Here is a 26,605-nt window from a genome sequence, read left to right on the forward strand (position 1 = left end):
ATGATCGTTCCCAGTGACCGGCATGGTGGACGGGCCGACGGGGAATAAGCGCCCCAGTGACCGCCCACTCGGCGGTACGGTTTCGCGCAGGGTTTTTCCCGGGCAGCGCCTTTTCGGGCGGCGCCTTTTTCGGGCAGTGTTTTTGTAACCTGGCGTAGAGGGCGGGTGTCACGGGGGCGATTCCCCGCCTATCCTGAAGGGGACCCCTGGTCGCTACCCCCCGCGACCGACGGATGAGGAGGACTCCCGTGCCGCTCTCGGAGCACGAGCAGCGAATGCTCGAGCAGATGGAGCGAGCGCTGTACGCCGAAGACCCCAAGTTCGCGACAGCGCTTGAGGGAAGCGGACTGCGTACGTACACCCGGCGACGGGTCTACCAGGCAGTCGCAGGCATTGTGGTGGGTATCGCGCTCCTCATGACCGGTGTGATCATTCCGAACGTACTCTGGGTCAGCGTGGTGGGATTCCTCGTCATGCTGGGCTGTACGGTCCTCGTGGTCACCGGTTGGCGCAAGGCACCCAAGCCTGGCGAGCAGCCCGTCTCCGGCAGTTCTGGCGGTTCGGCCCATGGCCGGAACCGGCAGCGTCGGTCGATGATGACCCGCATCGAGGAGCGGTGGCAGCGCCGCCGCGACGAACATGGGCAGTAGGGCCACGCAGACATGACGTGAGGGGACGGCCGCCGTGCGGCGGCCGTCCCCTCACGTCTTCGCTCCGCCGGTCCGCCCGCCCGTCCACCGGATCGCCCGCGCCGCGGCCCGGTCCTACGGCATGATGCCCCGGTGAGTGTGCTCCCCCTGGTCTTCACCAGCGGCTGGGCCAGCGGGATCAACGCCTACGCCGTGGTCCTCCTGCTCGGCGCCTTCGGCGCGACCGGACTGACCGACGAGGTCCCCGCGTCCCTCCAGCGCACCGACGTGCTGATCGTCGCCGGTGTGCTGTTCCTCTGCGAGGCCGTCGCCGACAAGATCCCGTACGTGGACTCGGTCTGGGACACGGTGCACACCGTGATCCGTCCGCTGTCCGGAGCGGTGGTCGGCGCCCTGCTGGCCGGCCAGAGCGGCTCGCTCTCCGACATCGCCGCCGGCGCCGTCGGCGGCTCCACAGCCTTGGCCAGCCATTTCGTCAAGGCCGGCACCCGCATGGCCGTCAACACCTCACCGGAACCCTTCAGCAACATCGCGCTGAGCACCGCCGAGGACCTGGCCGTGGCCGGCATCGTCACCTTCGCGATGTTCAACCCGCAGGCCGCCGCGATCATCGCGGCCGTCCTGCTGGCCTCCGGGCTGGCGATACTCGTCTTCCTCTGGACCCGGATCCGCCGCTTCCTGCGCCGCCGGGCCCAGCGCCGCGAGGAGAAACGGCTCGCCGCCGAGGAGCGCGGGGCGGCCGCCCGGGCCCCGGCCCCACCCCGCTGACCTCCCGCCGAGCTCCCCCGGTCCCGCTCGGTAGGGTCATCCGCATGGCACGAATTGCGGTGATCGGCGCCGGCATGGGCGCGATGGCTACGGCGGCCCGGCTGGCCGTGGCAGGGCACCAGGTGACGGTGTACGAGCGCAGGTCCACGTACGGCGGCTCCGTCGGCCGGTACGAGCGCGACGGCTTCGCCTTCGACACCGGGCCCGGTCTGCTGCACCTGCCCGCCGTCTACCGCGACCTGTTCGTCAAGACCGGCAAGCGGCCCCTGGAGGACTGCGTCGAGCTGGTCCAGGTCGACCCGGCCGTCCGGCACGTCCTCGCCGACGGCACGGCCGTCACGCTCCCGGGCGGCTCCCGCGGCGGCGCCGCCGCCGTCCTCGACCAGGCCTTCGGTGCGGGCGCCGGCGACCGCTGGAACGGTGTGCTGGGCCGGGCCCGAGACGCCTGGGACGCCACCCGCCGCCCGCTGCTGGAGGAGCCCCTGCGCCCCGACTGGCAGGTGCTGGGGCGCGATCCGTACCCCGCCCTGCGCGGGAGCGGCCTGTTGCGCCGCCGCCCGCCGACCCTCGCCGAAGTGGCCGGGCGCGAGCTGGGCGGGGAGCTCGGCGAGCTGCTGGCCGCCCGAGTGCGGGCGTACGGGGTCGACCCGGCCACCGCGCCGGCCTCGGCGGCCGTGCTCCCGTACATGGAGCAGACGTTCGGCAGCTGGTACGTGCGCGGCGGGATGCGGGCGCTGGCCACCGCCGTGTACGAGCGCTGTCTGGAGCGGAAGGTCACCTTCGTCTTCGACGCTCCGGTACGGGAGGTCCTGGAGCGGGAGGGCCGGGCGGCCGGGCTCGTGCTGTCCGACGGCTCCGGGGTCGCCGCCGACCTCGTGGTCTGCGGCGTCGACCCGCGGCAGCTGCGGGCCCCGGTGCCGGCCGGCGGCGCCCCCGCCCGCGGGCCGGGGGTGGCCAGCCGGCTCACCCTGCTGCTGGCGCTGCGCGGCGCGCGCCCCGCGGACGCCGTCCACCGCACCCTGGTCCACTCCCCCGGCGCCCAGCTGACCGTGCTGCGCCCCGACGACCCGGCCGTGCGGCCCGACGCGGACCACGAGGCGGTCACCGTGAGCGCCGTCTGCGGCCCTGGGGGCGCCTCTGCTGGCCATACGGAGGAGCTGCTGGACCTGGCGGCCCGGGCCGTGCCGGAGCTGCGTGAGCGGCTGTTGTGGGCGCACGCGCGCACGCCCGCGGACATCGAGGCGGAGACCGGCGCACAGGACGGCGCGGTGCCCCCGCCCGCGCTGGCCGGAGCGGACGGCCGGATGCTCTACCCCGCCAACACCACTGCCCTGCCGGGGCTGTTCCTCGCCGGCGGCTGGGCGCACCCCGGCGGCGGCCTCGCGCACGCCGGGATGACCGGGGCGCTGGTGGCCGGGCTGATCGTGGAGGGCGCGGGGTTCCGCGGCTCCCAGTGACACGGGCGCCCCCGGGAGCAACTCCCGGGGGCGCGGCCCGCATCGGTACGGGGGCGTCAGTAGCGGTACTGCTCGTACTCGCCGGTGCCCTGGTACGGGTACTGCTGGGGCTGTTGCTGCGGGTACGGGTTCTGCTGCTCGTCACCGGGGTGGGCCGGGGCGGCCCCTTCGGTGGCGCGTTGCTGCGGCACCCACACTCCGCCGGGCGGGGTGTCCATGGAGTACTGCTGCTGCCCGCCCGCGCTCGCGTACGGGTCGGCCGTGTATTCGGGGTAGGAAGTGTAGTCGTAGGGCTGTTGCGGGATGACGGCCCCGCCGGTGCCGATGTACGGGTCCGAGTAGGCGGCGTAGACCTGCTGTTCGCCGCCCGCCGGATAGCCCGCGGAGTAGTCGTAGCTGCCCTGGTTCTGCGGGGCGTAGGCCTGCGTGTCGTAGTGGGCGGCGTACTGGTGGGCGTCCTGCTCGGCCGTGGAGTACGGCGAGGCGAACGCCGCCGTCCCGCCCGCGTCGGCGGTGGGGGCGAAGCTCTGTATCCCGTACGACCCGGTGTCCTCGGGCAGCGGCTCCGGGCTGTAGAACTCCGCGGCCGCGGCCTGGAACCGCGGTTCGGGCCGCGCCTCTTCGGGCGTGCCGGCGCCCTCCGGGTCCGCCGTCGCCCCGTCGGACCCGTACTCCAGCGCGGTCACCTCCAGCGCGGGCTCGGGGCGCGGACCGCCCGCCCGCCGGCGTCGGGTCTGCCGTACGGGCTTGCCGCCGCGGCGCAGCGCCCAGCCGGCCTCGAAGCCCTTGCGGAAGGAGAGGGTCACCAGGGTCTGGCCCACGGCGAACGCGGCCGCGCCGAGGCCGATGACCGGCACCGACGGCAGCACCACCCCGGCGACCACTCCGAGGAACCCGGCGAACGCGAGCAGCCGCCAGCGCAACCGGGCCTTGTACTGCATCAGGACCTCGGCAAGCAGCCACAGCGCGACGAAACCGAACGCGATGTAGAGGACCGTCATTCCCATGCGTGGCACCTCTCGGTACGGCCAACCGCCCAGGAAACGGGGGCCGGCCGATCAGGCCCGCTGGTGCAGGCCCAGGTTCTCGTAGATTTCGAGAGTCGCCGTGGAATTGTTCAGCGTGATGAAGTGCAGCCCCGGGACACCCTCGGACAGCAGCCGCGCGCAAAACTCCGTGGCGAACTCGATCCCAATGGAGCGTACAGCGGCCGGATCGTCCTTGACGGCGAGCATGCGCTCTTTCACGGTTGCGGGGAAGGCCGCGTTGCTGAGTTGGGGCAGCCGGTCGAGCTGCTTGATGCCCACAACAGGCATGACCTCGGGGATGATCGGGGTCTCGCAGCCCGCCTTCTGGGCGCTGTCGCGCAGGCGCAGATAATTCTCCGGATCGAAGAACATCTGGGTGATCGCATAGTCGGCGCCCGCACGGCACTTGTCCACGAAGTGACGGATGTCCGTGTCCCAGTCCTCCGAGCGCGGGTGCATTTCGGGGAACGCCGCGACGCCCACGCAGAAGTCGCCGGACTCCTTGAGCAGCCGGACCAGGTCGGCGGCGTAGTGCACGCCTTCGGGGTGCGCGACCCAGGGACCCATGGGGTCGCCCGGCGGGTCACCGCGCACGGCGAGCATGTTGCGGATGCCGGCGTCGGCGAACTGGCCGATCACGTGGCGCAGCTCGGCGATGGAGTGGTCGACCGCGGTGAGGTGCGCGACGGGGGTCAGGGTCGTGTCGGCGGCGATCTCCTGGGTGGCCTTGACGGTGCCGCCGCGGGTGGAGCCGCCGGCCCCGTAGGTCACGGAGACGAAGCTCGGGCCCACCGCCTCGATCCGGCGCAGCGCGTTCCAGAGGTTGCGCTCGCCCTTCTCCGTCTTGGGGGCCCAGAACTCGAAGGAGTACGACGGGCTCCCGGACGCCAGCAGGTCACGGACCGTGCGTGCACGGTCCGTACGGGTGGAAGCGGTACCAAGGGCCATACGGGCAGGTTAGACGCGCCTACGCGGACCCCGAAGCCGTGTCCGCCTTTTGGACACGTTTTTGGACACCTGCACGGGCGCCCCGAGAAGACTTAGGCGGAAACGCGCTCCCGGACCCGCTTGGCCAGGTCGGCGGCGACCGCACCCGGATCGGAGGCCTCGGTCAACGCGCGGACGACCACGATGCGGTCGGCTCCGGCGTCGAGGACCTCGTCGAGGTTGCCGGCGTCGATGCCGCCGATGGCGAACCAGGGGCGGGCCGAGGCCAGCGAGGCCGCGTAGCGGACCAGCCCGAGGCCGGGGGCGTACCGGCCGGGCTTGGTGGGGGTGGGCCAGCAGGGGCCGGTGCAGAAGTAGTCCACGCCCGGCTCGGCGACGGCGGCGTCGACCTCGGACTCGGCGTGGCAGGACCGGCCGATCAGGAGGTCCTCGCCGAGGATCGCGCGGGCGGCGGGCACCGGGATGTCGCCCTGGCCCAGGTGCAGGACGTCGGAGCCGATGGCGTGGGCGACGTCGGCGCGGTCGTTGACCGCGAGGAGCTTGCCGTGCCGGCGGGCCGCGTCCGCGAAGACCCGGAGGTGTTCGAGCTCCTCGCCGGCCTCCATGCCCTTGTCCCGGAGCTGGACGATGTCCACGCCGCCGGCCAGGACCGCGTCGAGGAACTCGGGGAGGTCCCCCTGCCGCTTGCGGGCGTCCGTGCACAGGTAGAGCCGTGCGTCGGACAGCTGGGCCTTCACGGACATGGGTACCCCCCGGGGTGGGAGCGGTGCACGGGCCGTCCGGGGCCCGCGCACCGCGGTTGGATCAAATGGCGCGGTTCAGAGGGCGAGCGCCTGGGCGCGGCGCTTCACCTCCGTGCCGCGATTCTCGCTCAGCGCCTGGACGGGGGTGCCGGGCAGGGTGTCGTCGGCGGTGAACAGCCACTCCAGGATCTCCGCGTCGGTGAAGCGGTCGTCGCGGAGCACGGTCAGCAGGCCGACCAGGCCCTTGACGATCTTGTCCCCGTCGATGAAGGCCGCGGGGACCTGGAGGGAACGGTTCTCGCCGCGGCGCACCGCGAGCAGCTGACCTTCCTTGACCAGCTGGCGAACCTTGGTCACTTCGATGTCGAGCATCTCCGCGATGTCGGGGAGGTACAGCCACGCGGGGACAAGGGCATCGATCTTTGCGTCAATCTCGGTCACGGGCACAAGCCTGCCACCTCGGACCGACACCCGGTACCCGAGCCGGCCCGTCCGGGGCGCGGCGGCTCCGCCGCGCCCCGCGCACCGCTCCCGGACGGGGCTCCGGACGGGGCTCCCGGCGTTCCGGCGCGGCTCGCGGACGCGACCCCTAGACCAGCGCGGATTTCAGGGGCGTGGCGGGGTCCGCGATCTTGGTCGGGTCCACCGGGGCGCCCGTCTCGATCAGCTTCCGCCCCTGCGCCAGATCCCGCGGCCGGCCCACCGCCAGGACCGCGACCAGCGCTCCGGCCCGCAGCCAGCACACCGACCAGGTCGCCTCGGCGGGGTCCCCGCGCCACATCAGCTCGTCCGCTCCCGCGTGGTGCCCCGCATACTGCACGAAGCGCCCGAACTGCTCCGACCAGAAGTACGGCACCGGGTCGTAGACCTGGGCCGGAGCCCCCGCCAGGATGTTCGCCGCGACCACGCGCGGCCCCTGCAGGGCGTTGTCCCAGTGGTGCACCAGCAGCCGCGCCCCGTAGCGCGCCGAGGGGAACGACGCGCAGTCGCCGACCGCGTACACCCCGGGCAGGGAGGTCTGCAGGTAGGCGTCCGCCGTGACCGAGCCGTCCGGCCCGAGCTCGATCCCCGAGCCCTCCAGCCACCGGGTGGCGGGCCGGGCGCCGATGCCCACGACCACCGCGCCCGCCGGCAGCTCCCGCCCGTCCGCGAGCAGGACCCGCCCGGACTCCACCGAGGCCACCTTGGCGCCGGTCAGCAGGGCGGCCCCCGCCTCCTCGTACCAGCGGGTCATGGGTGCCGCGACCTCCGCCGGCAGCGCCCCGGCCAGCACCCGGTCCGCCGCCTCGACCACGGTCACCGCACAGCCCGCCTCGCGCGCGGCGGTGGCGAACTCGGCGCCGATCCAGCCGGCCCCGACCACCACGGTCGCCGGCGCCGCGGCCAGCACCGGGCGCAGCCGGGCCGCGTCGTCCAGGGTGCGCAACAGGTGCACGCCCTGGACGCCCTCGGACCCGGGCAGGGTCAGCGGTTCGGCGCCGGTCGCCAGGACGAGCACCCCGTACGGGACCGGCCCCGCCTCGGTGTCCAGCTCGCGCTCGGCGGCCCGCAGCCCGGTGACCTCCACACCGAGCCGGAGCTCGATCCCGAGCCCCTCGAAGTCCACGTCGAAGGCGGAGTCCTCGGCCTTGCCGAGCAGTACCGCCTTGGACAGCGGGGGCCGGTCGTAGGGTTGGTGGGGCTCGGCTCCCAGCAGGGTCACGGGGCCGCTCCAGCCCTGCTCCCGAAGGGCGACCGCGGTCTGCACCCCGGCCATTCCGGCGCCGACGATGACGACACCGCTCTGAGTCTGTTCCGTCTGCTCGCTCACACCGCCCAGCCTAGCGATCTGACGCACAGTCAGTAACAGTGGACCCGGGGAGGCAGCCTTACCCGGCCCCGTCGCCGGGGTTAGGCTGGCGGTCGTACCTATCGCGGGAGTCCGGGCGCACCGGGCTGAGAGGGAGGCTGAGCGGCCTCCGACCGTACGAACCTGATCCGGGTCATGCCGGCGAAGGGAGGGGCTGGACGCCCATGCACTCATCTCGGAAGGGAACCGCCGCGGGATCCGCCGCGGGATCCGACGTCCTCGTCATCGGGGGCGGGCTCATCGGCCTGGTCACCGCCTGGCGGGCGGCCCGGAGCGGGCTGCGGACCGTGCTCGCCGACCCGGCGCCCGGCGGCGGCGCCGCGCAGGTCGCGGCCGGCATGCTCGCAGCCGTCACCGAACTGCACTACGGCGAGGAGACCCTGCTGGGCCTCAACCTCGCCTCCGCCGCCCGCTACCCGGAGTTCGCCGCAGAGCTTGCCGAGGCGTCCGGCGGGATGGACATCGGCTACCGCGCCTGTGGCACGCTCGCCGTCGCCCTCGACGCCGACGACCGGCTCCACCTGCGCGAACTGCACGCCCTCCAGCGCCGCTGCGGCCTGGAGTCAGAGTGGCTCACCGGCCGCGAGTGCCGCCGCCTGGAGCCGATGCTGGCCCCGGGCGTACGCGGCGGCCTGCGCGTGGACGGCGACCACCAGGTCGATCCGCGCCGGCTGGCGGCCGCGCTGCTGACCGCCTGCGAGGGCGCCGGCGTGGAGATCCGCCGGGCGGGCGCGGAGCGGCTGCTCACCACCGCCGACCGGGCCGTCGGCGCACTGCTCGACGACGGTACGGAGCTGCGCGCGGACCAGCTGGTCCTGGCCGCAGGCTCGCTCAGCGGCCGCCTCGCCGGCGTACCGCCGCAGGTGCTGCCCCCCGTACGGCCGGTGAAGGGCCAGGTGCTGCGGCTCGCGGTACCGGCGCCGTACGCCCCGTTCCTCTCCCGGACGGTGCGGGCGGTCGTCCGCGGCAGCCACGTGTACCTGGTGCCGCGCGAGAACGGCGAGCTCGTCATCGGAGCCACCAGCGAGGAACTCGGCTGGGACACCACGGTCACCGCCGGCGGCGTGTACGAACTCCTGCGCGATGCACATGAGTTGGTACCCGGCATCACCGAACTTCCACTGACCGAGACCCGGGCCGGGCTGCGGCCCGGCTCCCCCGACAACGCCCCGCTGCTCGGCCCGACCGACCTGCCCGGCCTGCACCTGGCCACGGGCCACTACCGCAACGGGGTGCTGCTCACCCCGCTCACCGGCGACGTGATGGCACAGCTGCTGACCACCGGCACGGTGCCGGAGATCGCCCGCCCGTTCACCCCGCGCCGCTTCAGCGCCGCACGTCAGGAGTCGTACGCATGACCATCTCCGTCAACGGCGAGCCGCGCGAGATCGCGGCCGGCACCACCCTCGACGCGGTGGTCGCCACCCTGACCGCGGCGCCGTCCGGCGTCGCGGCCGCACTGAACGAAACCGTGGTCCCGCGCGGACAGTGGCCGCTCACGCCGGTGGGCGAGGGCGACCGGGTCGAGGTCCTCACCGCGGTACAGGGAGGCTGAGCACGATGGCGGACGACGCTTTCGAACTGGGCGGCCGGACCTTCTCCTCCCGCCTGATCATGGGGACCGGCGGGGCACCGAGCCTGGACCTCCTGGAACGCGCCCTGATCGCGTCCGGCACGGAGCTCACCACGGTCGCGATGCGCCGGCTGGACCCGACCGTCCAGGGCTCAGTCCTGTCGGTCCTGGACCGGCTCGGCATCGCGGTCCTGCCGAACACCGCGGGCTGCTTCACGGCGGGTGAGGCCGTGCTGACGGCACGCCTCGCGCGAGAAGCCCTGGGCACGGACTGGATCAAGCTGGAAGTCGTGGCCGACGAGCGGACCCTGCTGCCGGACGGGGTGGAGCTGCTGGACGCGGCGGAAACCCTGGTGGACGAGGGCTTCACGGTGCTGCCCTATACGAACGACGACCCGGTGCTCGCCCGCAAGCTGGAGGACGCGGGCTGCGCGGCGATCATGCCGCTGGGATCTCCGATCGGCTCGGGCATGGGCATCCGCAACCCGCACAACTTCGAGCTGATCTGCGAGCGGGCCGGGGTCCCGGTGGTCCTGGACGCCGGCGCCGGCACGGCCTCGGACGCCGCCCTGGCGATGGAGCTCGGCTGCTCGGCGGTGATGCTGGCTTCGGCGGTGACCCGCGCCCAGTCGCCGGTCCTGATGGCGACGGCGATGCGGGACGCCGTGTCCGCGGGGCGGCTGGCGTTCCGTGCGGGCCGCATCCCGCAGCGCCGCTTCGCACAGGCCTCGTCCCCCACCGACGGCCACGCCGCCCTCGACCCGGAACGCCCGGCCTTCTGACCCGGCCCTCGAACGTCGTACGGGCTGGAAAAACCGGCCCCGCCGGCGTTCGAGGCGCTGGGCGCACCCCCGGCCGGACGTCACAGCTGCGCTGCAACAATCACCACCCTGGCCGGAAGCCCGGAAGGCGCTCGTAGAATCGCCGGGTGGATACGACCCTGGATGACCCCCTCGTCGGGCAGACACTCGACGGCCGCTACCGCGTCGACGCCCGAATCGCGGCCGGCGGCATGGCAACGGTCTACCGGGCCGTCGACACCCGTCTCGACCGCGTGCTCGCGCTGAAGGTGATGCACCCGGCGCTCGCCGCCGACGGCGGCTTCGTCGACCGTTTCATCAGAGAAGCCAAGTCCGTCGCCCGCCTCGCGCACCCCAACGTCGTCGCCGTTTTCGACCAGGGCACCGACGGGCCGTACACGTACCTCGCCATGGAGTACGTGTCCGGCTGCACGCTGCGTGACGTCCTGCGCGAGCGCGGCGCGCTCCAGCCCCGTGCGGCGCTCGACATCCTTGAGCCCGTCCTGGCCGCGCTCGGCGCCGCGCACCGCGCGGGGTTCGTGCACCGGGACATGAAACCGGAGAACGTCCTGATCGGCGACGACGGCCGGGTCAAGGTGGCGGACTTCGGGCTGGTCCGGTCCGTCGACTCGGTCACCAGCACCACCGGCTCCGTCCTCGGCACCGTCTCCTACCTCGCCCCGGAGCAGATAGAGAGCGGCAGCGGCGACACCCGCGTGGACGTCTACGCCTGCGGCGTCGTCCTGTACGAGATGCTCACCGGCTCCAAGCCGCACAGCGGCGGCACCCCCGCCCAGGTGCTCTACCAGCACCTGCACGAGGACGTGCCGCCCCCGTCGGCCGCCGTCCCAGGGCTGCCCGCCGGCCTGGACGAGCTCGTCGCGTACGCCGCCGCCCGCGATCCGGAGCTGCGCCCCGCCGACGCGGCCGCCCTGCTCGGGCTGACCCTCGACGCCCGCGCGCGGCTGAGCGACGCCGAGCTGGACTCGGTACCGCCCCAGGCGTACGCGCAGGTACGGAGCGCCACCGAGGACCGCACCAGCGTGATCGCGCGGTCCGTGGCGGCGCAGCCCGCGAACCCCACGTCGCGGCTGGAGCTCCCGGACCGCGCGCAGGTGCGGCAGGCCCAGGCGGCGCCGCCGGCCCGGCGCGGGCCGCGGCGCGGCACGCTGCTCGTCATCGCCGGGGTGCTGCTGGCCCTCGGCCTGGGCACCGGGGTCTGGTACATCAACGCCGGACAGTTCACCCAGGTACCCAACCTGCTGGGCAAGAGCGAGGCGCAGGCCAAGACCGAGCTGTCCGCGGCCGGCCTCGGCGTGAAGCGGATCGACCGGAAGTTCAGCGACGCCTTCGACCGCGGGACGGTGATGAACTCCGACCCCGCCGGCGGCAAGCGGATCCGCGGCAACGGTGCGGTGGTGCTCACGGTCTCGCGCGGCCCCGAGGTCGTCGTCGTACCGGACGTGAAGGGCAAGACGCTGGAGGACGCGAAGGCCGAGCTGACCAAGAGCGGTCTGGCGCCAGGCCTGGTCACGCAGGCATTCAGTCAGGACGTCGCCCAGGGTTCGGTGATCTCCACCGACCCGACGGGCGGGCAGAAGCGCCCCACCGACACGGCGGTCGCGATCCTGGTCAGCAGGGGCCGGCCGGTACAGGTGCCGAACGTGGCAGGACGGCCCCTCGACCAGGCACGGGCCACGCTCCAGGACGCCGGCCTCAAGGTCGAGACGGCCGCCGACCAGGTCAATTCGCAGTTCCCGGCCGGTACGGTCGCCAACCAGTCGATCGGCGCCGGCGTCCAGGCCTCGACCGGTGACACGGTGACGCTCACCGTGTCCAAGGGCCCGCGGCAGATCCCGGTGCCGAACGTGACCGGCCAGGAGGCGGACGTGGCCCGCAAGACGCTGGAGGCGGCCGGCTTCAAGGTGAAGGTGGAGCGTCCGTTCCTCTCCTTCAGCAACACGGTGGACGCGCAGTCGGTGCCGGGCGGCCAGGCCGCCCCCGAGGGCAGCACGATCGTCCTGCGGACCAAGGGGCTGTAGCGGTAGATGGACCAGGTGATGCGCAATCCCGTGGGCGGGCACGTCCCCGTCGCCGGCGGGCTCGCTTCGGTGGGGCTGGCGTACGCGCGGGAGATGGGTGCGGAGGCCGTCCAGGTCTTCGTGGCCAATCCGCGCGGCTGGGCGACCCCGGTCGGGAACCCGGCGCAGGACGAGCTGTTCCGTGCGGGGTGCGAGGCCGGGTCGATCCCGGCGTACGTGCACGCCCCGTACCTGATCAACTTCGGCTCGCACACCGAGGCGACCGTGGAGAAGTCGGTGGAGTCGCTGCGGCACTCGCTGCGCCGCGGCCGGGAGATCGGCGCGCTCGGGGTGGTGGTGCACACCGGCTCAGCGACCGGAGGACGCCCGCGCGAGGCGGCGTATGCGCAGGTCAGGGAGTACATGCTGCCGCTGCTGGACGAGCTGGTGCACGACGATGACCCGTTCCTGCTGCTGGAGTCCACGGCCGGGCAGGGCTCCTCGCTGTGCTCCCGGACGTGGGACTTCGGCCCGTACTTCGAGGCGCTCGACCACCATCCGAAGCTCGGGATCTGCCTGGACACCTGCCACATCTTCGCGGCGGGGCACGATCTGGCGGAGCCGGGCGGGGCCAAGCAGACGCTGGACCTGCTGGTGGACACGGTGGGCGAGGGGCGACTGAAGCTGATCCACGCCAACGACTCGAAGGAGGGCGTGGGCGCCCACAAGGACCGCCACGCCAACATCGGCCAGGGTCACATCGGCCGGGACGCCTTCGGCGAGCTGTTCGCGCACCCCGCGATGGAAGGTGTCCCTCTGATCATCGAGACGCCGGGCGGCAAGGAGGGGCACGCGGCGGACGTGGCCCTGCTGAAGGAGCTGCGCGAACTCCACTGACCCGTTGAGGAATACCCCTGGGGGGTATGCGGTTGTGCTCGTACGCAGGACCGTTTTCAGGCGTCCCCAGGGGGTCACGATGGAACACGCACACCACACGCAGGCGGAACACTCACACGCAGAGCATGCGCACCACGGGCACCACGACGCCGGCCGGGCGAGCTGGGCCACGGCCGCCAAGGCCACCCTCCACTGCCTCACCGGATGCGCCGTGGGCGAGGTGCTCGGCATGGTCGTCGGCACGGCACTCGGCTGGGGAAACGTTCCGACGACGATCCTGGCGATCGCCCTCGCGTTCTTCTTCGGCTACGCGCTCACCTTGCGCGGGATCCTCGCCGCGGGCGTGGACCTGCGTACGGCCTTCCGGGTGGCCTTGGCGGCGGACACGCTTTCGATCGCCGTCATGGAACTGATCGACAACGGCGTGATCGCGGTGTGGCCCGGAGCGATGGACGCACACCTCTCGCAGGCGCTGTTCTGGATCGCGCTGGCGGTTTCGCTCGCGCTCGCCTTCCTCGTCACGACCCCGGTCAACAAGTGGCTGATCGGCCGCGGCAAGGGGCACGCGGTCGTCCACCGCTACCACCACTGACGGGCGGGCCCGGCCGGCTACAGCTCGGGGCCGTCCCCCGGCTCCTCCTGGTACGAGTAGCGCTGCTCGCGCCAGGGGTCGCCGATGTTGTGGTAGCCCCGCTCCTCCCAGAAGCCGCGGCGGTCGGCGGTCATGTACTCGATGCCGCGGACCCACTTGGGGCCCTTCCAGGCGTACAGGTGCGGAACCACGAGCCGCACCGGGAAGCCGTGCTCCGCAGTGAGCAGTTCACCGCCCTCGTGGGTGGCGAAGACGGTCCGCTCGGAGGCGAAGTCGGCCAGCCGCAGATTGGAGCTGAAGCCGTACTCGGCCCACACCATCACATGCGTGACCTGCGGCGACGGCGGCGCCAGGGCGAGGATTTCGCGGGCGAGGACCCCGCCCCACTCGGCGCCCGGCATGCTGAACTTCGTCACGCAGTGCAGGTCGGCCACGACCGTTTCGAACGGCAGGGCCGTGAACTCCTCGTGGTTCCAGCAGTGCTTCTCGCCGTCGGCGGTGGCACCGAAGACGCGGAACTCCCAGCGGTCCGGCTTGAACTTGGGGACCGGGCCGTAGTGGGTGACCGGCCAACCGCGCTGCAACCGCTGCCCCGGTGGAAGCTCCGGCTGTTCTGCTCCCGGAGATTCCCGGCTTTCCGGCTGACCCATGACTCCATGGTGACAGACGCAGCAGGGTGGTCACGACCAGCTACGACCCTATGAGGGCAAGTCACGCCAACTCGCACTAAGGAGGTACTTACTGGACGACCCCCTGCGGCGGTGCGAGGATGCGCGCACTCCCCCAGCCGCGGCTGGGGCGGTGCCCCAGCCCCGTCACACAGCTGACACTGCCTGGAAGGAGCCTCTGCGATGCAGGGCGACCCCGAGGTCCTTGAGTTTCTGAACGAGCAGTTGACCGGCGAGCTCACGGCGATCAACCAGTACTGGCTCCACTACCGGATCCAGGACAACAAGGGTTGGACCAAGCTCGCGAACTACACCCGTGCCGAGTCCATCGACGAGATGAAGCACGCGGACAAGCTCACCGAGCGCATCCTCATGCTGGACGGGCTTCCGAACTACCAGCGGCTCTTCCACGTACGGGTGGGCCAGACCCTGACGGAGATGTTCCAGGCGGACCGGCAGGTCGAGGTCGAGGCGATCGACCGCCTCAAGCGCGGGATCGAGGTGATGCGCGGCAAGGGCGACGTGACCTCGGCGCGCCTCTTCGAGGACATCCTGGCGGACGAGGAGCACCACATCGACTACCTCGACACCCAGCTGGAGCTCATCGAGAGCATCGGGGAGCCGCTCTACATCGCGCAGCTGATCGAGCAGCCGGAGGGCTGAGTACCGGGGGCCTGCGCGCGGACCTTGTGCGCGGGTCCTGCGCCTGAGCCCTACGCGGCTTCCGCGAGCTCCGGGTCGGCGGCGAGCACGGCGGCCGCATTGCCCTTCTCCAGGAGTTCCCGGCGCGGGCAGGCCCCGCGGCCCAGGAGGCCCTGGATGGTGCGCACGCAGGATCCGCAGTCCGTGCCGGCCTTGGTGACCGAGGCGATCTGGCGGGGGGTGCAGGCCCCGGCAGCCGCGTGGTCCTTGACCTGCTTGTCGGTGATCCCGAAGCAAGAGCAGACGTACACGCGGTTCACCTCCCTGGCAGGAACGGTCTCTGTAGCCATCCCCTATTCGGTGAGGCTTACCTAACCGTACCCAAAGCGAGGCTCGCCCAAAAGCCCTGAGAACGACGGTGGGGCACGGATCACATCGATCCGTGCCCCACCGTCGTACGAAGCCACTTACTGATCGCGGTACATTTCCGCGACCAGGAAGGCCAGGTCCAGGGACTGGCTGCGGTTGAGCCGCGGGTCGCAGGCCGTCTCGTAGCGCTGGTGCAGGTCGTCGACGAAGATCTCGTCGCCGCCGCCCACGCACTCGGTGACGTCGTCACCGGTGAGCTCGACGTGGATGCCGCCCGGGTGGGTACCCAGGGCCTTGTGGACCTCGAAGAAGCCCTTGACCTCGTCGAGCACGTCGTCGAAACGGCGCGTCTTGTGGCCGGAGGCCGCCTCGAAGGTGTTGCCGTGCATCGGGTCGGTGACCCAGGCGACGGTCGCGCCCGAGGCCGTGACCTTCTCGACGAGCTCGGGGAGCTTGTCGCGGACCTTGTCGGCGCCCATGCGGACGACGAAGGTCAGCCGGCCCGGCTCGCGCTCGGGGTCCAGGCGGTCGATGTAGGTCAGCGCCTCGTCCACCGTGGTGGTCGGGCCGAGCTTGATGCCGATCGGGTTGGCGATCTGCGAGCAGAACTCGATGTGCGCGTGGTCCAGCTGGCGGGTGCGCTCGCCGATCCAGACCATGTGGCCGGAGGTGTCGTACAGCTTCCCGGTGCGGGAGTCCGTACGGGTGAGCGCGCCCTCGTAGGCGAGCAGCAGCGCCTCGTGGGAAGCGTAGAACTCGACGGCCTTGAACTCGGCCGGGTCGGTGCCGCAGGCCTTCATGAAGTTCAGCGCGTTGTCGATCTCCCGCGCGAGCTGCTCGTAGCGCTGCCCGGACGGGGAGGACTTCACGAAGTCCTGGTTCCAGGCGTGCACCTGGCGCAGGTCCGCGTAGCCACCGGTGGTGAAGGCGCGCACCAGGTTCAGCGTCGACGCGGACGCGTGGTACATCCGCTTCAGCCGCTCGGGGTCCGGGATCCGGGCCTCTTCGGTGAAGGCGAAGCCGTTGACGGAGTCGCCGCGGTAGGTCGGCAGGGTGACGCCGTCGCGGGTCTCGGTGTCCTTCGAGCGCGGCTTGGAGTACTGGCCGGCGATCCGGCCGACCTTGACGACGGGCACGGAGGCCGCGTACGTCAGGACGGCGCTCATCTGGAGCAGCGTCTTCAGCTTGGCGCGGATGTGGTCGGCGGACACGGCGTCGAAGGCCTCGGCACAGTCGCCGCCCTGCAGCAGGAACGCCTCGCCCTTGGCGACGGCTCCCAGGCGGGCGCGCAGCTGGTCGCACTCACCCGCGAAAACAAGCGGAGGATACGATTCGAGGTCCGCGACGACAGCGCGCAGTGCCTCGGCATCGGGGTACGAAGGCTGCTGCGCCGCGGGAAGGTCTCGCCATGTCGCCTTGGCGACGGGGGCTTGGGTTTCAGCGTTCACGGTCACCTCGTACACATTACGGCGTCTTGCGCCACGTCCAGCCCGGTGCCCACTCCGTGAGACGGGTGTCTCTGCGGGACTCCTGTGGCGGTGCGGGGGCTGCGGCCGCGGCTGCGGGTGGGCTATGGTCGCCAGCATGTACGCGCACTCGAACCAGAACTGGTGGTGGCCCGCTTCCGGCGGCCCACTTCTCGCGCGTACCCACTGACACGCACGACGCGAAGGCCGCCCGAGGGGCGGCCTTCGGTGTTTTCCGGGCCCGGCCGCTCCTCTTCACCTCACCGACGGAGAAGGACGCCCGCCCATGGAACCCAGCCGCCTGCTCGAACTGCTCGACGACTCCTGCCCGCCGTTCGCCCTGCTGCGCCGCCGGACCCCCGGCCGCGACCACGACACCGTCGAGGTGCTGATCGGCGCGGTCCACGAGGCCGGGCTCCTCGCCGAGCTGCCCGTACGGGAGCTGCCCACACTCGCCCTCGTCCCGTTCCGCCAGATCCGGGAGCGCGGGTTCGACGTGCGCGACGACGGCACGCCGCTGACCGTGTTGGCCGCCGAGGAGGCGTACGAGGTCCCCCTCGCGGAGGCGCTGGCCGCGCTGCCGGACCACCCGGTGCACGTCGCGGGCGGCGGCTTCGACGTGCCCGACGAGGAGTACGCGGCCACCGTCGAGCGGGTGATCCGGGACGAGATCGGCCGCGGCGAGGGCGCGAACTTCGTCATCCGGCGCACGTACCGGGGCCGGATCGACGGCTTCGGGCGGGCCGACGCGCTCGCGCTGTTCCGGAGGCTGCTGCTGGGCGAGCGCGGCGCGTACTGGACGTACGTCGTGCACACGGGGGAGCGCACTCTGGTCGGGGCCAGCCCCGAGGTCCACGTGCGGATGTCCGGCGGCACGGTCGTGATGAACCCCATCAGCGGGACGTACCGCTATCCGGCCGGCGGCCCGACCGCCGAGTCCCTCCTCGCCTTCCTCGGCGACCGCAAGGAGACCGAGGAGCTGTCGATGGTGGTCGACGAGGAGCTGAAGATGATGTGCACGGTCGGCAACCGCGGCGGGGTCGTCGTCGGGCCGCGGCTCAAGGAGATGGCACACCTCGCGCACACCGAGTACGAGCTGCGCGGCCGGTCCTCGCTGGACGTGCGGGAGGTGCTGCGCGAAACCATGTTCGCGGCGACGGTGACCGGCTCTCCCGTACAGAACGCCTGCCGGGTGATCGAGCGGTACGAGGCCGGCGGGCGCGGTTACTACGCGGGCGCGCTGGCGCTGCTGGGCGTCGACGGGGCCGGGACGCAGACGCTGGACTCCCCGATCCTGATCCGGACCGCGGACATCGCGGCGGACGGCGCGCTGCGGGTGCCGGTGGGCGCCACGCTGGTCCGCCACTCGGACCCGGCGGGCGAGGTCGCGGAGACCCACGCGAAGGCGGCCGGGGTGCTGGCGGCGCTCGGGGTCCGCCCGGCGGCCCCGCGGGCCGGGTCCGCCGCGCCGGGCCTGGCCGGCGACCCGCGGGTCCAGGCGGCCCTGGCGGCGCGCCGCCAGGACCTGGCGCCGTTCTGGCTCCGGATGCAGGAGCGGCCGGCCGCGGAGAGCGGCCACGCCCTGGTGGTGGACGGCGAGGACACCTTCACGGCGATGCTGGCCCATGTGCTGCGGGTGTCGGGGCTGGAGGTGACGGTACGCCGCTACGACGATCCCGGACTGCGGGCGGCGGCCCTGTCCTGGACGGGCCCGGTGGTCCTGGGACCGGGACCGGGCAACCCTGCGGACGCCGCCGACCCGAAGATGCAGATGCTGCGCGGGCTCACGGCGGAGCTCCTGGCGGGTCACCGGTCCGGGCTCCTGGGCGTCTGCCTCGGGCACGAGCTGTTGGCGGCCGAGCTGGGCCTGCCTCTGATCCGCAAGGCGGAGCCGGCGCAGGGGGCGCAGACCCGGATCGACTTCTTCGGCGAGGAGGAGGTGGTGGGCTTCTACAACACGTACACGGCGCACTGCCCCGACGAGCTCGCCGGCCGGCTGGCCGTGTCGGGCGTGGAGGTCTCCCGGCACCCGGTGACGGCCGAGGTGCACGCCCTGCGCTCGGCCGCCGGCGGCTTCGCGGGAGTCCAGTTCCACCCGGAGTCGGTGCTCACCCTCCGCGGCGCGGACCTGCTGCGCGAGCTGCTGGCCGCAGTGACGGCCGCCACGGTCTAGCCAACCGGCCCCGTCGGCCCGGCCCCGGCCGGTGCGCCCCGGTCCGCCGTCCCGGGCCGCCGCACCGGGCCGCCGCACCGGGACGGCGACCCCCGCACGGGTGCGGCCACGGCTCACACGCCCGGCCGGCCCACCGCCGTGCCGCAGTCGCCGTCGCCGTCGCCGTCGCCGTCGGCGGGACCGGTCGCTCCGGTTGCGGCCCTGGCCTCGCGGCGGGCCCGGACGTCGCGTACGCCCTTCCAGACGATGACCGGCCCGAGCAGGAGCATGGTGCAGAAGGCGAGGGTCCCGTGGGGATAGGCGAGGGCTGTGGCCAGCACCACGCCGATCCCGTGGTCGGCGGCGTCCAGCGACGGCCCGGTCCGCTGCCCCGGACGGGCCCGCAGCGCCCGGCGCAGCGCGCGGACGGCGAGGAGGAGCTGCAGGAGGGCGAGGGCGAGCAGCGCCCAGCGGGCCACCACGGGTATGTTCACGCGACTGAACCTAGCCGCCGGAGCCGCGCGGCACCGATGAAGCACACCTGAACTCCGGCTGAACTCGCGTCACGAGGGACACAGGGTGTTCTCGGAGCGGCGGCCGGCCAGGTAGTCGGCCACGTTGCGGACCGTGGCGTCGACGATCTGGCCCACCGCGTCGTGCGTGTAGTACCCCTGGTGCGAGGTGACCACCACGTTCGGGAAGGTGATCAGGCGCGCCAGGGTGTCGTCCTCCACGGCCTCCAAGGACTTGTCCAGGAAGAAGACGCCCGCCTCCGCCTCGTACACGTCCAGTCCGACCCCCTCGAAGCGCCCGGCCCGCAGCTCCGACACCAGGGCCTGTGTGTCGATCAGACCGCCGCGGCTGGAGTTCACCAGGATGGCGTCGTCCTTCATCGTCCGCAGCGCGGCCGCGTCGATGACGTGGTGCGTCGACTCCAACAGCGGTACGTGCAGGCTGATCAGGTCCGCGGAGGCGAGCAGCTCGTCCTTGTCCACGTACTTCATGCCCAGCTCGACGCACGCCGGGTTCTGCACGACGTCCCAGCCCAGCAGGTTCATGCCGAAGCCGTGCGCGATGCGGGTGAACGCCTCGCCGATCTTGCCGGTGCCGAGGACGCCCGCGGTGCGGCCGTGCATGTCGCGGCCCATCAGCCCGTTCAGCCGGAAGTCGAAGTCCCGTGTCCGGTTCGAGGCGCGGACGATCCGCCGGTTCACGGTCATGGCCAGGGTCCAGGCGAACTCGGCCACGGAGTACGGGGAGTAGTACGACACCCGGCTCACCGTCATGCCGAGCTGCCGGGCCACGTCCAGGTCGATGTTGTTGAAGCCGGTGGAGCGCTGGGCGATCATCTTCGTTCCGCCGCCGGCCAGGGTCCGCAGCACCCGCCCGCCCAGGTCGGCGTTCACGCTCGACGAGACGACCTCGTACCCGGCCGCGATCGGGGCGGTGTCCTCGGTGAGGAAGACCTCCAGGCAGCGCGCCTCGTGCTGCCCCGCGGCCGCGAACGCGCTCTCGATCAGCGGCTTCTCGTCGTCCTGCACCCCGAATGCCAGGATTTCCACGTTCGCTCCCGTGCTGCGTGAAGAATCGGACCATGGGTCGTTCGTCACCTTACGGCGCGGTACGACCCACGATCCGTTCACGCGCTCCGGCTCAGCCGAAGAACACGCCGACCTCCTGGTAGAGGGCCGGGTCCACGGTCTTGAGCTTCGCCGTCGCGTCGGCGATCGGCACCCGCACGATGTCCGTCCCCTTCAGCGCGACCATCTTCCCGAAGTCGCCCTCGTGCACGGCGTCGATCGCGTGCAGCCCGAACCGCGTCGCCAGCCACCGGTCGAAGGCGCTCGGCGTGCCGCCGCGCTGGATGTGCCCGAGCACCGTGGTCCGGGCCTCCTTGCCGGTCCGCGCCTCGATCTCCTTGGCCAGCCACTCCCCCACGCCCGACAGCCGCACGTGCCCGAACGAGTCGGTGGTGGCGTCCTTCAGCACCATCTCCCCGTCCTTGGGCACAGCCCCCTCCGCGATCACCACGATCGGCGCGTAGCTCGCCTTGAACCGGGAGGTCACCCACGCGCAGACCTGGTCCAGGTCGAAGCGCTGCTCCGGAATGAGGATGACGTTGGCGCCGCCCGCCAGCCCCGAGTGCAGGGCGATCCAGCCGGCGTGCCGGCCCATCACCTCGACGACGAGCACCCGCATGTGCGACTCGGCCGTGGTGTGCAGCCGGTCGATGGCCTCCGTGGCGATGCCCACCGCCGTGTCGAAGCCGAAGGTGTAGTCGGTGGCCGACAGGTCGTTGTCGATGGTCTTCGGGACGCCGACGCAGGGGATGCCGTACTCCCCGTACAGCGTGGCGGCCACGCCCAGGGTGTCCTCGCCGCCGATCGCGACGAGAGCGTCGACCTCGTACTTGGCGAGGTTCTCCTTGATCCGCCGGACCCCGTTCTCCTGCTTGAGCGGGTTGGTCCGCGAGGAGCCGAGGATGGTGCCGCCGCGCGGCAGGATGCCGCGCACCGCGGAGATGCCGAGGGGGACGGTGTCCCCCTCGACGGCGCCGCGCCAGCCGTCCTTGAATCCGATGAACCCGCACCCGTACTCCTGGACGCCCTTGCGGACGACGGCCCGGATGACCGCGTTGAGACCGGGGCAGTCGCCGCCGCCCGTGAGCACTCCGACCTTCATGGAATCTCCCTTCGCCATGACGGTCACGCTAGTGGTGACCCAGGTCACAACAAGGGCCCTGGAGGGGCAATTCCGTTGGAGTCACGGGTTGTTGCGCACGCATGTTCACTCGTACGAGGACACAGGTGCGGGCGGCGCCACCCGCTAGGCGTCGTCGAGCCCGCGCTCTATCGCGTACCGGACCAGCTCCACCCGGTTGTGCAACTGGAGCTTGCCCAGGGTGTTCTGCACGTGGTTCTGCACCGTGCGGTGCGAGATGACGAGGCGCTCCGCGATCTGCTTGTACGAGAGTCCCTTGGCCACCAGTCGCAGCACCTCGGTCTCCCGGTCGGTCAGTTGGGGGGCCTTCGGCTCGTCGGAGGCGGCGGGCGCCGGGTCGGTGGCGAGGCGCCGGTACTCGCCGAGGACCAGCCCGGCCAGGCCCGGGGTGAACACCGGGTCGCCGGCCGCGGTGCGGCGGACCGCGTCGATCAGTTCCTGGGCGCCCGCGGACTTCAGCAGGTAGCCGGTCGCGCCGGACTTCACCGCCTCCAGGACGTCGGCGTGCTCGCCGCTGGCGGACAGGACCAGGACGCGCAGCGCGGGGTCGGCGCCGACGAGCTCCTTGCAGACCTGCACGCCGGGCATGCCCGGCAGGTTGAGGTCCAGGACCAGGACGTGGGGGGCGGCGGGCACGGCCCGGCGGACCGCCTCGGGGCCGTCGCCAGCCGTGGCGACCACGTCGAAGCCCGCGGCGGCGAGGTCGCGGGCGACCGCGTCCCGCCACATCGGATGGTCGTCGACGACCATGACCTTGATCGCGCCGAGCTCGTTCAGTGCTTCGGGCCCGCCGGCCCCGTCGGTCTGGCTCACTGGGTTCTCCCCCTCGGTACTTTCAGTTCCACTTCGGTGCCCTGCCCGGGGACGGACAGCAGCTCGGCGCTGCCGCCGAGGTCCCGCAACCGGCCGCGGATGGACAGGGCGACCCCCATCCGGCCCTCGCCCTCGGCCTGGTCGAGCCGGCCCGCCGGGATGCCCGGGCCGTCGTCGCGGACGGTCACGATCACTTCGTCGCCCCAGTCCTCGACCAGGATCCAGGCCCGGGCCCCGTCCCCGGCGTGCCTGCGCACGTTGTCGAGGGCGGCCCCGACCGCGGCGGCCAGCTCCTTCGCCGCGGGCACCGGCAGCAGCACCGGGGTGCCCGGCTCGGCGAAGCTGACCCGGGATCCGGCGTGCGGGGCGAGGAGGGTCCTTAGATCCAACTCGCCCCCGTCGGCGCCGGGCTCCTCCACCTCGTACGCGGCGACCAGCGCGCCGAGCGACTCGTCGCGGGAGACCCGGGAGGCGGGCAGCAGCCCGCTGGAGACCAGGGTGCGCAGCGCCACCTCCTGCTCCCCGGCCATCCGGCCGAGCTCGGCGGCCTCGCCGCCCAGCTCGGTGCCGCGCCGCTGGACCATGGCGAGGACCTGGAGGACCCCGTCGTGGATGTCGCGGGCCAGCCGCTCGCGTTCGCGGGTGGCGGCCTCGATCTCCAGGGCGCGGGCCAGGGTGGCCTCACTGGCCCGGGCGACCTCGACGACGTACCCGATGGCGATCGAGGCGACCCAGACCAGCAGCACGTTGTGCAGGGTGTCGCGGGTGGGGTCGCCCCCGTGGACGAGGACGTTGGCCGCGGCCACGAAGGTCGAGGCGAATCCGGCCCAGCGCCAGCCGCCCTTGATCGCGAAGGCCAGGACGGAACCCGCCGTCCAGATGCTGGGGAGGGTGGGCCCGCCCGCGGCGATCCGCTCGTGGGTGTCCGCGTACGGGGTGAGCAGGATGCCGGCCAGGGCGACGGTCAGGTCCGCGCACAGGAAGCGCTTGGTGCAGCTGGCCGCGTTCGCGACCTTGCGGAAGGTGACCAGGGTCCACAGCGCGAGGCCGGCGAGGTAGCCGGCCGCGGCGCCCGGGTGGTCGAACTCCTCGTACGCGGAGAGGAAGAGCAGCACCGCGTAGACCATGGTCAGCAGCCGGTAGCCGGTCAGGGCGCGCCACAACGGCTGCTCGACCGACATGCGCACGACACGTTCGCGTTTCGCCAACTCCCCCACCCCCGCGGGCGGACCTGCCCGTGTCGTGCGAACTACTCGCTCTTGCCGGCCTCGTCGGCCTTGGTTGCCTTGGCGGCCTTCTCCGCGTCGGCGATCTGCCGCTTGGCGGCCGTCGCGTAGATGTCCACGTACTCCTGGCCGGACAGCTTCATGATCTCGTACATGACCTCGTCGGTCACCGAGCGCAGGATGAAGCGGTCGCTGTCCATGCCCTGGTAGCGACTGAAGTCCAGCGGCTTGCCGATCCGGATGCCCGGGCGCATCAGCTTCGGGACGACCTTGCCGGGCGGCTGGATCTTCTCCGTGTCGATCATCGCCACGGGGATCACCGGCGCACCGGTGGCCAGGGCCACGCGGGCCAGACCACCGGGCTTGCCGCGGTAGAGGCGACCGTCGGGTGAACGCGTGCCCTCGGGGTAGATACCGAACAGCTCCCCGCGCTCGATGACGTCGATGCCGCTCTTGATCGCGGCCTCGCCCGCACCGCGCGCACCGGAGCGGTCCACCGGAAGCTGGCCGACGCCCTTGAAGAAGGCCGCCGTCAGCTTGCCCTTGACGCCCGGGGAGGTGAAGTACTCCGCCTTGGCGATGAAGGTGACCTTCCGGTCCAGCACGGCCGGTAGGAAGAAGGAGTCGGAGAACGACAGGTGGTTGCTCGCGAGGATCGCCGGCCCCTCGGCGGGGATGTTTTCGAGGCCCTCCACCCACGGCCTGAAGGCGAGCTTCAGGGAACCCCCGATGGAGAACTTCATTGCGCCGTAGATCAACTCGAAAGCCTTCCTGTGTCTGTCGAACAGACCTTAACCCCTGGCTCGGTGCGGAGCGGTCGACGACCCTGGTCGGTGTCACCCCTGTCGCGTACGGTGAAGTCACACAGCGCTACGCACCCCCCACCCGTCGAAGGAGACCCTGGTGCCCGTCCTCCCTGGAGCCGAGCCGTTCCGCCACGAGGGCGGAGAGGTCGGCGTCCTCCTCTGCCACGGCTTCACCAGTACCACTCAGTCCATGCGCCCGTGGGCGGAGTACCTGGCCGCGCAGGGTCTGACGGTCTCCGTACCGCTGCTGCCCGGGCACGGCACGCGCTGGCAGGACATGCAGCTCACCGGCTGGCAGGACTGGTACGCCGAGGTGGACCGGGCGCTGCGGGAGCTGCTGGAGCAGTGCACGCGGGTGTTCGTCTTCGGGCTGTCGATGGGCGGTGCGCTGACCCTGCGCCTGGCCGCCCGGCACGGGGACGCCGTCAGCGGCATCGTCCTGGTCAACCCGGTCAACAAGGTCGACAACCTGATGGCCTTCGCCCTTCCGGTCGCGCAGCACTTCCTGCGGTCGACGCCGGGCATCGCGAGCGACATCGCCAAGCCGGGCGTCGCCGAGATCGGCTACGACCGGGTCCCGACCCGGGCCGCGGCCTCGCTGCGGCAGTTCCTGAAGCTGGTCGACACCGAACTGCCGCAGGTGACGCAGCCGGTACTGCTGCTGCACAGCAGGCAGGACCACGTCGTGTCGCCGGCCGACTCGACGCGGATCCTCGCGCGGATCTCCTCGACGGACGTCACCGAGACGCTGCTGGAACAGAGCTACCACGTCGCGACGTTGGACCATGACGCGGAGCAGATCTTCGCGGACAGCTATGCGTTCGTCGGGCGGCTCGCGGAGAGCGTCGGCAGGGAGGGGGCGGCCAGCGGTGGCTGAGCACGAGGAGTCCCCGGGGGGTGTCCCCCCGCTGGACGAGGAGGCGGCCTGGGCGGCGATCGTCGCCGGGTACGGGCAGGAGCCGCCGGATCCGCCGGGGGCCAGGCCGTTCCGGCCGATCGAGAACCTGATGCTGCCGGAGGAGGACGTGGAGCCGGCCCCGGAGTCCAAGGGGTCCCCGGAGTCCAAGGGGTCCCCGGAGTCCAAGGGGTCCCCGGAGCCCAAGGGGTCCCCCGAATCCAAGGGGTCCCCGGAATCCCCGGCGGTGCCGTCCGCCGAGCCGCCCGCGCCGCCCGCGCTGGGCAGCTCGGTGGTGTTCGCCCCGGGTGTGGGCGTGGGTGGCGCCGGTCCCGGGACCGGGCCCCGGGACCACACCCCGGAGGAGCCCGACGAGAAGGACGAGGGCCACTTCGTGCCCCCGGAGCCGGAGCTGCCGCAGGCGGACGCGACGGCGAAGTTCGCGTGGCTGGCGGTGGTGGGCGGGCCGGTGCTGCTGCTCGTTGCCGTGCTGTTGCAGTGGGACATGACCTGGTGGCTGACGACGCTGGGCATCGGCGGCTTCCTGGGCGGGTTCGCGACGCTGGTGGCGCGGATGTCTCAGGACGACGACGAGGACGACGACCCGGGCCGCGGCGCAGTGGTGTAGCCGGCGTTCCCCCCGGACCGAGTCCGGGGGGAAAGATCCGGTCCGGTCCGGCCCGCGCGCCGGGACCCCGGTGCGCGCACCCGAACCGTCCGGCGCGGCCACTGGCCGCAGGGCTACGGAGTGGCCGGGAGGCGGAGCGTTGCCAGGACCGGGAGGTGGTCGGTGGCGGCACGCAGGTCCCTGGGGAACACCCCGGGCAGGCCATCGGGCACCCCGCAGGCCAGGACCTCCACCCCCGGAGAGGCGAAGACGGCGTCGATCCGCCGGTCCGGCGCCCCCGCCGGGAAGGTGCGCTCGCCTCCCCACGGGGACACCGTCCAGCAGTCCCGCAGGCTCTCGGTGAGGCGCCCGAAAGCCGGCCCGCCGGGGGTTTCGTTCACGTCGGCCGCCACGATCGCGTGCGGCGCCCCCAGTGATGCGGCCCGCTGCGCCAGCAGTCCCGCCTGATCGGCCCGCTCCGCCCGGTCCAGGGACAGGTGCGCGCTGACGGCCCCCACCCGCGCGGCCCCGAAGCGGACCACCGCCGTGGCGAAGCCCCGCCGGTGCTGGCCCGGGGTCAGCGGGAGCAGTACGTCCTCGGTCCGTTCCACGAAGGCCCGCAGTGAGCACAGGAGGAGCGGGCCCGCGGCGGTGGCGCCCCCGCTCAGCACCACCAGGTCCGTCTTCGCGGCGAGCCGCGCCGCGTGCTTGCGCCAGCGGAAGAACCGCGGGGCCTCCTGGACGAAGACCAGGTCGGGGGCGCACGCGCGGATCACCCTGACCAGCGCCTCCTCGTCGTCCCGCATCGAGCGGATGTTGTAGCTGAGGGCGCGGATCACCGCGGAGCCGTCGGGTTCCGTCGCAGAGTTCGGCAGCATGAAGGGCAACATAACCAGACTGCCCGCCGTGCCCCA

28 protein-coding genes and 1 riboswitch are annotated in these 26,605 nt (G+C 72.3%); of the genes, 13 read left to right on the top strand and 15 right to left on the bottom strand.

What is annotated here, in order from left to right; translation table 11 throughout:
• The first annotated feature begins 248 nt into the window (after positions 1-248).
• The 3 genes from OG974_RS13970 to OG974_RS13980 all read left to right on the top strand — a co-directional run bounded on the left by OG974_RS13970 (position 249) and on the right by OG974_RS13980 (position 2,875).
• Positions 249-650, top strand: coding sequence for a DUF3040 domain-containing protein (locus OG974_RS13970; RefSeq protein ID WP_327283016.1), 402 nt, complete (start codon positions 249-251; stop codon positions 648-650).
• A 132-nt stretch (positions 651-782) separates the two neighbouring features.
• The gene (locus OG974_RS13975; RefSeq protein ID WP_328762487.1) at positions 783-1,418 is read left to right on the top strand and encodes a DUF4126 domain-containing protein; all 636 of its coding nucleotides are present in this window, start codon (positions 783-785) and stop codon (positions 1,416-1,418) included.
• Between the two features lie 44 nt (positions 1,419-1,462).
• Positions 1,463-2,875 (top strand): NAD(P)/FAD-dependent oxidoreductase, encoded by a 1,413-nt coding sequence (locus OG974_RS13980; protein WP_327283018.1) that lies wholly within the window; start codon positions 1,463-1,465, stop codon positions 2,873-2,875.
• A 56-nt stretch (positions 2,876-2,931) separates the two neighbouring features.
• On the opposite strand, the gene OG974_RS13985 is transcribed toward OG974_RS13980, so the two are convergent.
• From OG974_RS13985 to OG974_RS14005, 5 genes are all read right to left on the bottom strand, one after another.
• Positions 2,932-3,882 (bottom strand): hypothetical protein, encoded by a 951-nt coding sequence (locus tag OG974_RS13985; RefSeq protein WP_328762489.1) that lies wholly within the window; start codon positions 3,880-3,882, stop codon positions 2,932-2,934.
• 51 nt (positions 3,883-3,933) lie between these two features.
• Positions 3,934-4,851: a methylenetetrahydrofolate reductase [NAD(P)H] gene (gene metF, locus OG974_RS13990; RefSeq protein ID WP_327283020.1), complete on the bottom strand. Its 918-nt coding sequence runs from the start codon at positions 4,849-4,851 to the stop codon at positions 3,934-3,936.
• 92 nt (positions 4,852-4,943) lie between these two features.
• Positions 4,944-5,594 (bottom strand): thiamine phosphate synthase, encoded by a 651-nt coding sequence (gene thiE, locus OG974_RS13995; protein WP_328762490.1) that lies wholly within the window; start codon positions 5,592-5,594, stop codon positions 4,944-4,946.
• Positions 5,595-5,669: 75 nt separating this feature from the next.
• Positions 5,670-6,035, bottom strand: coding sequence for an Rv2175c family DNA-binding protein (locus tag OG974_RS14000; RefSeq protein ID WP_266577684.1), 366 nt, complete (start codon positions 6,033-6,035; stop codon positions 5,670-5,672).
• 148 nt (positions 6,036-6,183) lie between these two features.
• A complete protein-coding gene (locus OG974_RS14005) occupies positions 6,184-7,404 on the bottom strand; it encodes an FAD-dependent oxidoreductase (protein WP_327283022.1) in 1,221 nt (406 codons plus the stop codon).
• Positions 7,405-7,497: 93 nt separating this feature from the next.
• Positions 7,498-7,610, top strand: a riboswitch (TPP riboswitch).
• Between OG974_RS14005 and thiO the strand changes: the two genes are divergently transcribed.
• The 6 genes from thiO to OG974_RS14035 all read left to right on the top strand — a co-directional run bounded on the left by thiO (position 7,608) and on the right by OG974_RS14035 (position 13,326).
• Positions 7,608-8,801 carry a glycine oxidase ThiO gene (gene thiO / locus OG974_RS14010; protein WP_371646631.1) on the top strand — a complete coding sequence of 398 codons (1,194 nt, stop codon included), beginning with the start codon at positions 7,608-7,610 and terminating at the stop codon, positions 8,799-8,801. Its footprint overlaps the riboswitch before it by 3 nt.
• The gene (gene thiS / locus OG974_RS14015) at positions 8,798-8,998 is read left to right on the top strand and encodes a sulfur carrier protein ThiS (RefSeq protein ID WP_030156043.1); all 201 of its coding nucleotides are present in this window, start codon (positions 8,798-8,800) and stop codon (positions 8,996-8,998) included. Before thiO ends, thiS begins: the two co-directional genes overlap by 4 nt.
• Before the next feature lie 5 nt (positions 8,999-9,003).
• On the top strand, positions 9,004-9,798 hold the full coding sequence (locus OG974_RS14020; protein WP_371646633.1) for a thiazole synthase: 795 nt from the start codon (positions 9,004-9,006) through the stop codon (positions 9,796-9,798).
• Between the two features lie 146 nt (positions 9,799-9,944).
• Complete coding sequence (gene pknB, locus OG974_RS14025) at positions 9,945-11,858, top strand: Stk1 family PASTA domain-containing Ser/Thr kinase (RefSeq protein WP_327283025.1); 1,914 nt, start codon at positions 9,945-9,947, stop codon at positions 11,856-11,858.
• A gap of 18 nt (positions 11,859-11,876) precedes the next feature.
• Positions 11,877-12,734 (top strand): deoxyribonuclease IV, encoded by an 858-nt coding sequence (locus OG974_RS14030; protein ID WP_327283026.1) that lies wholly within the window; start codon positions 11,877-11,879, stop codon positions 12,732-12,734.
• Between the two features lie 79 nt (positions 12,735-12,813).
• On the top strand, positions 12,814-13,326 hold the full coding sequence (locus tag OG974_RS14035) for a DUF4396 domain-containing protein (protein ID WP_327283027.1): 513 nt from the start codon (positions 12,814-12,816) through the stop codon (positions 13,324-13,326).
• A 17-nt stretch (positions 13,327-13,343) separates the two neighbouring features.
• Here OG974_RS14035 and OG974_RS14040 read toward each other — a convergent pair whose 3' ends face one another.
• Entirely contained in the window at positions 13,344-13,976 is a 633-nt protein-coding gene (locus OG974_RS14040; protein ID WP_327283028.1) for a sulfite oxidase-like oxidoreductase, read from the bottom strand.
• Positions 13,977-14,177: 201 nt separating this feature from the next.
• Here OG974_RS14040 and bfr point away from each other — a divergent pair, with 201 nt between their 5' ends.
• Positions 14,178-14,657 carry a bacterioferritin gene (gene bfr / locus OG974_RS14045; protein ID WP_327283029.1) on the top strand — a complete coding sequence of 160 codons (480 nt, stop codon included), beginning with the start codon at positions 14,178-14,180 and terminating at the stop codon, positions 14,655-14,657.
• 50 nt (positions 14,658-14,707) lie between these two features.
• On the opposite strand, the gene OG974_RS14050 is transcribed toward bfr, so the two are convergent.
• Together OG974_RS14050 and OG974_RS14055 are read right to left on the bottom strand one after the other, a co-directional pair.
• Positions 14,708-14,986, bottom strand: coding sequence for a (2Fe-2S)-binding protein (locus OG974_RS14050; RefSeq protein ID WP_327283030.1), 279 nt, complete (start codon positions 14,984-14,986; stop codon positions 14,708-14,710).
• Positions 14,987-15,103: 117 nt separating this feature from the next.
• The gene (locus OG974_RS14055; RefSeq protein ID WP_371646636.1) at positions 15,104-16,468 is read right to left on the bottom strand and encodes a class II 3-deoxy-7-phosphoheptulonate synthase; all 1,365 of its coding nucleotides are present in this window, start codon (positions 16,466-16,468) and stop codon (positions 15,104-15,106) included.
• A gap of 289 nt (positions 16,469-16,757) precedes the next feature.
• Here OG974_RS14055 and OG974_RS14060 point away from each other — a divergent pair, with 289 nt between their 5' ends.
• Positions 16,758-18,644, top strand: a complete 1,887-nt coding sequence (locus OG974_RS14060; protein WP_371646638.1) for an anthranilate synthase family protein — start codon at positions 16,758-16,760, stop codon at positions 18,642-18,644.
• A gap of 113 nt (positions 18,645-18,757) precedes the next feature.
• Here OG974_RS14060 and OG974_RS14065 read toward each other — a convergent pair whose 3' ends face one another.
• The 6 genes from OG974_RS14065 to OG974_RS14090 form a co-directional block, all read right to left on the bottom strand.
• A complete protein-coding gene (locus OG974_RS14065; RefSeq protein ID WP_371646639.1) occupies positions 18,758-19,117 on the bottom strand; it encodes a hypothetical protein in 360 nt (119 codons plus the stop codon).
• Positions 19,118-19,186: 69 nt separating this feature from the next.
• On the bottom strand, positions 19,187-20,185 hold the full coding sequence (locus tag OG974_RS14070; protein ID WP_327283034.1) for a 2-hydroxyacid dehydrogenase: 999 nt from the start codon (positions 20,183-20,185) through the stop codon (positions 19,187-19,189).
• 91 nt (positions 20,186-20,276) lie between these two features.
• Positions 20,277-21,305, bottom strand: a complete 1,029-nt coding sequence (locus OG974_RS14075) for a 6-phosphofructokinase (RefSeq protein ID WP_327285618.1) — start codon at positions 21,303-21,305, stop codon at positions 20,277-20,279.
• A gap of 144 nt (positions 21,306-21,449) precedes the next feature.
• Positions 21,450-22,094, bottom strand: a complete 645-nt coding sequence (locus OG974_RS14080; protein WP_327285619.1) for a response regulator transcription factor — start codon at positions 22,092-22,094, stop codon at positions 21,450-21,452.
• Between the two features lie 59 nt (positions 22,095-22,153).
• Positions 22,154-23,365 carry a MacS family sensor histidine kinase gene (gene macS / locus OG974_RS14085; protein WP_371646642.1) on the bottom strand — a complete coding sequence of 404 codons (1,212 nt, stop codon included), beginning with the start codon at positions 23,363-23,365 and terminating at the stop codon, positions 22,154-22,156.
• Positions 23,366-23,406: 41 nt separating this feature from the next.
• Entirely contained in the window at positions 23,407-24,126 is a 720-nt protein-coding gene (locus OG974_RS14090; RefSeq protein ID WP_327285620.1) for a lysophospholipid acyltransferase family protein, read from the bottom strand.
• A gap of 160 nt (positions 24,127-24,286) precedes the next feature.
• Here OG974_RS14090 and OG974_RS14095 point away from each other — a divergent pair, with 160 nt between their 5' ends.
• Both OG974_RS14095 and OG974_RS14100 read left to right on the top strand, forming a co-directional pair.
• Entirely contained in the window at positions 24,287-25,066 is a 780-nt protein-coding gene (locus OG974_RS14095) for an alpha/beta fold hydrolase (RefSeq protein WP_328762498.1), read from the top strand.
• Complete coding sequence (locus tag OG974_RS14100) at positions 25,059-25,712, top strand: hypothetical protein (RefSeq protein ID WP_328762499.1); 654 nt, start codon at positions 25,059-25,061, stop codon at positions 25,710-25,712. The genes OG974_RS14095 and OG974_RS14100 overlap by 8 nt, the downstream gene beginning before the upstream one ends.
• A gap of 113 nt (positions 25,713-25,825) precedes the next feature.
• Here OG974_RS14100 and OG974_RS14105 read toward each other — a convergent pair whose 3' ends face one another.
• Complete coding sequence (locus OG974_RS14105; protein WP_327283038.1) at positions 25,826-26,569, bottom strand: endonuclease/exonuclease/phosphatase family protein; 744 nt, start codon at positions 26,567-26,569, stop codon at positions 25,826-25,828.
• Positions 26,570-26,605 lie beyond the last annotated feature (36 nt).

The organism is Streptomyces sp. NBC_00597 (assembly GCF_041431095.1).
GTDB lineage: Bacteria > Actinomycetota > Actinomycetes > Streptomycetales > Streptomycetaceae > Streptomyces.

Bases quoted from the DNA above. Each gene is read 5' to 3' on its own strand.
- OG974_RS13980 (WP_327283018.1), top strand. From the start codon at position 1,463: ATGGCACGAATTGCGGTGATCGGCGCCGGCATGGGCGCGATGGCTACG.
- OG974_RS13985 (WP_328762489.1), bottom strand. From the start codon at position 3,882: ATGGGAATGACGGTCCTCTACATCGCGTTCGGTTTCGTCGCGCTGTGG.
- metF (WP_327283020.1), bottom strand. From the start codon at position 4,851: ATGGCCCTTGGTACCGCTTCCACCCGTACGGACCGTGCACGCACGGTC.
- thiE (WP_328762490.1), bottom strand. From the start codon at position 5,594: ATGTCCGTGAAGGCCCAGCTGTCCGACGCACGGCTCTACCTGTGCACG.
- thiO (WP_371646631.1), top strand. From the start codon at position 7,608: ATGCACTCATCTCGGAAGGGAACCGCCGCGGGATCCGCCGCGGGATCC.
- thiS (WP_030156043.1), top strand. From the start codon at position 8,798: ATGACCATCTCCGTCAACGGCGAGCCGCGCGAGATCGCGGCCGGCACC.
- OG974_RS14020 (WP_371646633.1), top strand. From the start codon at position 9,004: ATGGCGGACGACGCTTTCGAACTGGGCGGCCGGACCTTCTCCTCCCGC.
- OG974_RS14030 (WP_327283026.1), top strand. From the start codon at position 11,877: ATGCGCAATCCCGTGGGCGGGCACGTCCCCGTCGCCGGCGGGCTCGCT.
- OG974_RS14035 (WP_327283027.1), top strand. From the start codon at position 12,814: ATGGAACACGCACACCACACGCAGGCGGAACACTCACACGCAGAGCAT.
- OG974_RS14040 (WP_327283028.1), bottom strand. From the start codon at position 13,976: ATGGGTCAGCCGGAAAGCCGGGAATCTCCGGGAGCAGAACAGCCGGAG.
- bfr (WP_327283029.1), top strand. From the start codon at position 14,178: ATGCAGGGCGACCCCGAGGTCCTTGAGTTTCTGAACGAGCAGTTGACC.
- OG974_RS14050 (WP_327283030.1), bottom strand. From the start codon at position 14,986: ATGGCTACAGAGACCGTTCCTGCCAGGGAGGTGAACCGCGTGTACGTC.
- OG974_RS14060 (WP_371646638.1), top strand. From the start codon at position 16,758: ATGGAACCCAGCCGCCTGCTCGAACTGCTCGACGACTCCTGCCCGCCG.
- OG974_RS14075 (WP_327285618.1), bottom strand. From the start codon at position 21,305: ATGAAGGTCGGAGTGCTCACGGGCGGCGGCGACTGCCCCGGTCTCAAC.
- OG974_RS14080 (WP_327285619.1), bottom strand. From the start codon at position 22,094: ATGGTCGTCGACGACCATCCGATGTGGCGGGACGCGGTCGCCCGCGAC.
- OG974_RS14090 (WP_327285620.1), bottom strand. From the start codon at position 24,126: ATGAAGTTCTCCATCGGGGGTTCCCTGAAGCTCGCCTTCAGGCCGTGG.
- OG974_RS14105 (WP_327283038.1), bottom strand. From the start codon at position 26,569: ATGCTGCCGAACTCTGCGACGGAACCCGACGGCTCCGCGGTGATCCGC.